We start from the raw sequence: 6,159 nt of genomic DNA, 5'->3' as shown, positions 1-6,159 counted from the left end.
GGCGCAGCCGCCCGGCGGAGCGCCGCAGCGCAGCGGCAGCGCCGCAGACGCTGGCGGGCCGCAGCTGCGCGCCGCGTCCGCGGGCCCCGCGGCGCAGCCGGGCGCGGAGCGCGAGCGGCTTTCGCCGCGCGAGACGGCAGCGGCCTCGGGGGCGCTGCTGCGCGCGATGACGCCGCAGGAGGAGCAGCCTCCGGCGCTGCCGGCTTTTCCGAAGCTGCACCCGATCGGGCAGCTTCACGGCACGTACATCGTCGCGCAGAACGAGGAAGGGTTGTTCCTGATCGACCAGCATGCGGCGCATGAGCGGATCAATTATGAGCATTATTACGACAAATTCGGCAATCCTGCGGAAGCGAGTCAGGAGCTGCTTGTGCCGCTGACGCTGGAATTCACCGCGATTGAAGCGGAGAAGCTGGCCGACCGCTTGCCGCAGCTTGAGCAGGCGGGGGTCTATCTGGAGCCGTTCGGCGGGGCTTCGTTCCTCGTCCGCGCGTACCCGCATTGGCTGCCGGCGGGCGAGGAGCAGGCGCTTATCGAAGAAATGATCGAATGGCTGCTCGGCGAGAAGAAGCAGGTAGACATCGGCAAGCTGCGCGAAAAAGCGGCGATCATGTGCTCCTGCAAAGCTTCGATCAAGGCGAACCAAAGCATCGGTCTGCTGGAAATCGAGACGCTGCTGGACCGGCTGGCGGCCTGCCGCAATCCGTATACTTGTCCGCACGGAAGACCTATTGTCGTAAGCTTTTCGACCTATGAGCTGGAAAAAATGTTTAAAAGGGTGATGTAGTTGTTCGTTACCACCTCCTATGACCCGAATCCCGTACAGCTGAGCGAGGCGGAGACGCTGGCGCGCGCGCTTGGCGGGCGCTGCATCCGGCGGCGGCGGATGACGCTGGCCCAGCTGCGGGAGCGGTACGGGGACGAGGATATTTTGCTGATCTCGAAAGAGCGGATCGAATACCATCACGAACAGCGGCTGCCGCTGTTTTTTCATCCCAGCACGGCGGCGGTCCGGATCAAAAGGCTGCTGAACGGCGAGACGGACCCGCTGCTGACGCTGGCCGGCATTCGCTCCGGGGACCGGATTATCGATTGCACGGCGGGACTCGGCTCGGACGCCATCGTCTTCTCGTTTGCGGCAGGATCCGAAGGAACGGTGACGGCGCTGGAAACGGCGCGGATACCGTGCTTTTTGTTGGAACAAGGTCTTAAGACCTACCATTCCGATGTACCCGGACTGAACGAAGCGATGCGCCGCGTTGAAGTGGTCTGTCAGGATCATGCCGACTATTTGCGTGCGCTGCCGCCGGACAGCGCCGATCTGGTGTACTTCGATCCGATGTTTCGCAAACCGATCACGGAATCGACCTCGATCAAGGCGATCCGCGGCATAGCCGACGACCGGGCGCTGACGGAAGAAGCGGTGGCGGAAGCGCGAAGGGTTGCTCGCCGGGCGGTCGTGATGAAGGAGCACCGGGACAGTCAGGAATTCGACCGACTGGGCTTCGCGGAAGTGCATCGGTCTTCCACCAAAATAGCTTATGGAGTGATAAGATGCTGACAGAGACGGACCGGCATCGGCCGAAGCTGCTTGTGCTGATCGGCCCGACCGCCGTCGGCAAAACCAAGCTGAGCTTAACGCTGGCCGAAGAATACAACGCGGAAATTATTTCCGGAGATTCGATGCAGGTGTACCGGGGGATGGATATCGGTACGGCAAAAGCATCGCCGGAAGAGCTTGCCCGGGTCAAGCATCATATGATCGATATTCACGACCCGGTCCATCCGTTCTCGGTAGCGGAATTTCAAGAACGGTGCGTAACCCTGATCCGGGATATCGATTCCCGCGGAAAGCTGCCGTTTATTGTCGGAGGAACGGGCCTTTATGTCGAATCGGTTTGCTATGACTTCCGGTTCAGCGAAGGAGGCTCGGACGAGGCTTTTCGCGCGGAGCAGGAGGCTTATGCCGAAGCTCACGGTGCGGAAGCGCTGCACGAGCGGCTGCGCCAGATCGATCCGGAGTCGGCGCAGCGCCTGCATCCGAACGACAGGCGGCGTATTATCCGGGCCCTAGAGATTTTTCATATGACCGGAGAACGGCTTTCCGACCAGCTTAAAACGCAAAAAAAGCAGACCCCGTACGAATTGTGTATCGTCGGGTTGACAATGGATAGAGCTTTACTATATAAACGTATTGAAGAGCGAATCGATCTCATGCTGGAGCAAGGGCTGGTCGAGGAGGTTCGAGGGCTTCTGGCGAAAGGTTACGATCCGTCGCTCGTTTCGATGCAGGGGCTCGGCTATAAGGAGATTGCGGCATACTTGCAGGGAGAGTATTCTTTGGAAGGAGCCGTCGATTTACTGAAGAAGAACACGCGTCATTTTGCGAAACGTCAGCTTTCCTGGTTCCGGCATATGAAGGACATCGTTTGGGTGGATATGAGTGAAATGGAAGAATTTTCTACCCAACTGAACCGGATTCGTGCTATAATAGCAGACAAGCTAACATTTGGCGTTAACCATTTTTGAGGGGGCCCATTGATGAACAAGTCAATCAACATTCAGGACACGTTTTTAAACCAATTGCGCAAGGAGAACATTCCGGTCACCGTTTATTTGACCAATGGATTTCAAATTCGCGGCGTCATTCGCGCGTTCGATAACTTTACGATCATTATCGACAGCGAAGGACGCCAGCAAATGGTGTATAAGCATGCGATTTCGACCTTTACGCCGCAGCGTTCGGTATCGCTCATGCAGCAGGAAAGCAGCGCCGAATAGCGGGTTTTTTGGTTAGCGGCCAGAACTTGGAAGCAAAAGGAGCAACTTTTTCAGCTTCCCTTACGTCTAAATGGATACGAAGCATAAGAGCAACCCGGCTCGTTAGGGTTGTTCTTTGTTTAGTAAGCCTTGATGCAGGTTAAATAGGCTGTGCATTGTACACAGACACAGAAAGGGAGTCGGGGCATGACGGGAAGAAACAGCAGAACACCGGGCCAAGCACCGAGGGAGAAGAAACCGACATCATCCGCAAAATCATCCGCAAAACCAAAGAAAAAGAAGAAAATCACCTTAGGCAAAGTTCTGGCATGGACGTTTGTCGCCGGCGCGCTCGCCGCCATTTGCGGGATGGGGGTATACATTTTCGTCCTGGTGAACGGCGACAAGATCGTAAAGGAAAGCATGGATAAACTGAACTTTAGCGAAGCGTCCATCATTTATGATGCGGAAGGGAAAGAAGCCGGCGTTTTGAAGGTGGAAAACCGGGAAAATGTCGAGCCTAAAGAGGTTCCCGAGCTGTTAAAGCAGGCATTCATTGCGACGGAAGACCAGCGCTTCGAGCAGCATCAAGGCGTGGATCTGTTCGCCGTCGGCCGCGCGCTAGTGAAAGATATCGCCGCGCGCAGCATGGTCGAGGGCGGGAGTACGATCACACAGCAGCTCGCCAAAAACGTATTTCTGAGCTCGGACAAAACGTTTTTCCGCAAAGCCACGGAAATGTCCATTGCGCTGGCTTTGGAGAAGCAAAAAACGAAGGACGAAATCATAACGTATTATTTGAATCGGATTTATTTCGGCAACCGGGCATACGGCGTGAAGGCCGCATCCAAAGTGTATTTTGGCGTATCCAATCTAAACGATCTAAAGCTGTGGCAGATGGCTACGCTCGCGGCTATGCCGAAAGCGCCGAACACGTACAATCCGATCTCGAATCCAGATAAATCGAAGGACCGCCGGGCGGTTGTGCTGAAGCTGATGCAGGAGCAGGGCTACATTACGGAAGCCCAGCGCGCCGAAGCCGTCGCCGTAGATTACGCGCCCCCGGCTAACAAGGGCGAATCTCAGTATCAGACCTATATCGATTACGTCCTCAAGGAAGCGCAGGACATGTATAAGTTCGATGAGGACGATTTGCTGCGGGGCGGGTACAAAATCTATACGACGCTTGACCCGAACGCCCAGCAAATTATGGAGCAGACGTACAAGAATTCCAAATTATTCCAAAAAGACGGACCGGAACAAAAAATGCAGAGCAGCATGGTCATCCTGAACAATGAAGACGGAGGTATCGTTGCCATGATCGGAGGCCGGGACTACGTTGCCCGCGGGCTGAACCGTGCCGTCGCTCAGCCACGGCAGCCGGGCTCGGCGTTCAAAACGCTTGTCGCTTACGCGCCGGCTATCGAATCTGGCAAGTACAATCCGTACAGCAGGCTGCCCGACGTGCAGAAATCGTATAACGGCTATTCGCCTCGCAACTACGACGGAGTGTATCGCGGTGAAGTGAGCATGTTCGATGCGGTCAAGAAGTCGATGAACATTCCGGCTGTCGACCTGTTGAACCAGATAAAGGTCAAGACGGGAATGGATTTTGTCAAAAAACTGGGGATCGAGCTCGATGAAAAAAACGACCGCAACTTGGCGATTGCGCTTGGCGGATTGAACAAAGGCGTAACGACGCTGCAAATGGCGCGGGCTTATAGCGCGTTCCCGAACAACGGGAATTTGCCAACCGCGCACGCCATTACAAAAATTGTGGGCGATGACGGCAAGGTCACCCCGTTCAAGGGGGAAACCAAGTCCGTCATGAGCGCTAAGACGGCTTGGTATATGACCCAGCTCATGCAGGGTGTCGTGGAGCCGGGAGGTACCGGAGCGGCGGCGAAATTCGATCGGCCGCTGGCAGCAAAGACGGGTACCACGCAGCTTGATTTGAAAGGTTTGGAGAAATACAACCGCGACCTGTGGTTCGTCGGCTATACGCCGGAATGGACCGCAGCCGTGTGGTTGGGCTTCGACAAAACGGATTCGAAGCATTACGTCACAATGGGCAGCGGCAGCCCTGGCGTTATTTTCAAGGAGGTCATGCAAAAAGCGCTGGCCAAACGCCCGATGACCTCCTTCAAGCGGCCGGACGGCGTCAAGGATCTAACTGCGCCTCCGAAAGGAATCAGCGATTTGAAGGCCGAACACGTCGTGATGGGCGGCAATTCGAAGGTACAGCTCAGTTGGAGCGGCGTTGGCGACAATATTACGTATCAGATCTTCCGCAAAGACAGCAAGATGGCTGACTTCCCGGCAGAGCCATCAGAAAGCACGACGATGACGGAATTTTCGGAGTACATTTCCCAGCCGGATACGTATGAATATGTCGTAGTGCCTTACAACGCTGAGAATAATACGACCGGTGCGCGCTCGAACGTGGCGACGGTCAAGGTCGACGCGGTCGGCGGGAATCCGCTCGACCCGCTGCATCCGGGAACCGATCCGAACAGCAAGCTTGACCCGAATTCGCCGGGCGGCAAACCGGGAACCAGTCCGCCGGGCACCGGACAACCGGGGAACGGCGACTCGGGAACCGGTCTGCCAGACCAAGGACAGCGTCCTGATCAGGAAGGCGGAAACGGAATAGACGGCCGTACTGGCACGGAACAGGGTACGAAGCCCGGGACAGGACAGGGCGGCAGCACACGGCCCGGTGGCGAGACTTCGCAGCCGGGAGGAAGTACCGGCGCAGGAACGGAAACGGGACGCACTGGAACGGAAAGCGGAACGGATACAAGGACCGGAACGGGTGGCACCACCTCTACCGGAGGCACGAATTCCGGCACGCAGACGAACGGCGGTAGAACCTCCGGAACGAGCGGCGGAAAAAGTGGCACAGGAACCGGCAGCGGCTCGGACGCGGCCGCCGGGGGCACTTCCAGAAGTAGCGGAACAACGGGTGGCACGACCGGTTCCGCTTCGACAGGAACGACGGATGGAGCGGGCACCGATTCCGCTCCGGCCGGATCCACGACACAGACAGGACGATAATGTGCTCACGTCGTTCCGCTGTGCGAGAGAATTTTTATTTTACGGAAGGCTCGTAGTATAATAGAGCTTGTGAAGATTAGTTTATACAAACTTTGACATAATTGGAGTTGAAATCGATCCGATGAATGCAGAAATGGTAAGAAAAACGGCAAAATGGGCATGCGCCGCCGCGCTGCTCGCCATGATTACGACCGGTTGCGGCACGAAGCCCGCTCCGGAAGCTCAGAAGGAACCCGCACAGAATGGCAGCCAGACGGCCGGGCAGACGAACGGTCAGGCCGGATGGAACTCCGGCACCGAGCAGCCAAACAAAAACTCTTGTTCGTCTCCGCCTCCGATGTC

4 protein-coding genes and 2 pseudogenes are annotated in these 6,159 nt (G+C 56.6%); all 6 read left to right on the top strand.

The window, feature by feature from the left end:
* A pseudogene (locus QJ48_RS33050) lies at positions 1-787 on the top strand (DNA mismatch repair protein MutL); the annotation flags it as partial.
* Entirely contained in the window at positions 788-1,561 is a 774-nt protein-coding gene (locus QJ48_RS33045) for a class I SAM-dependent methyltransferase (RefSeq protein ID WP_054977558.1), read from the top strand.
* Entirely contained in the window at positions 1,555-2,529 is a 975-nt protein-coding gene (gene miaA / locus QJ48_RS33040) for a tRNA (adenosine(37)-N6)-dimethylallyltransferase MiaA (protein ID WP_054977557.1), read from the top strand. Before QJ48_RS33045 ends, miaA begins: the two co-directional genes overlap by 7 nt.
* A 12-nt stretch (positions 2,530-2,541) precedes the next feature.
* On the top strand, positions 2,542-2,781 hold the full coding sequence (hfq, locus tag QJ48_RS33035) for an RNA chaperone Hfq (RefSeq protein WP_025844310.1): 240 nt from the start codon (positions 2,542-2,544) through the stop codon (positions 2,779-2,781).
* Positions 2,782-2,967: 186 nt separating this feature from the next.
* Positions 2,968-5,817: a PBP1A family penicillin-binding protein gene (locus tag QJ48_RS33030; protein ID WP_054977556.1), complete on the top strand. Its 2,850-nt coding sequence runs from the start codon at positions 2,968-2,970 to the stop codon at positions 5,815-5,817.
* A gap of 121 nt (positions 5,818-5,938) precedes the next feature.
* Positions 5,939-6,159 (top strand): annotated as a pseudogene (locus QJ48_RS33025) (peptidylprolyl isomerase); the annotation flags it as partial.

The organism is Paenibacillus sp. A3 (assembly GCF_001399685.1).
Taxonomy (GTDB): Bacteria; Bacillota; Bacilli; order Paenibacillales; family NBRC-103111; genus Paenibacillus_G.
Note: the sequence above shows the minus strand (reverse complement) of the source record. Positions and strands in the feature narration are given on the sequence as shown.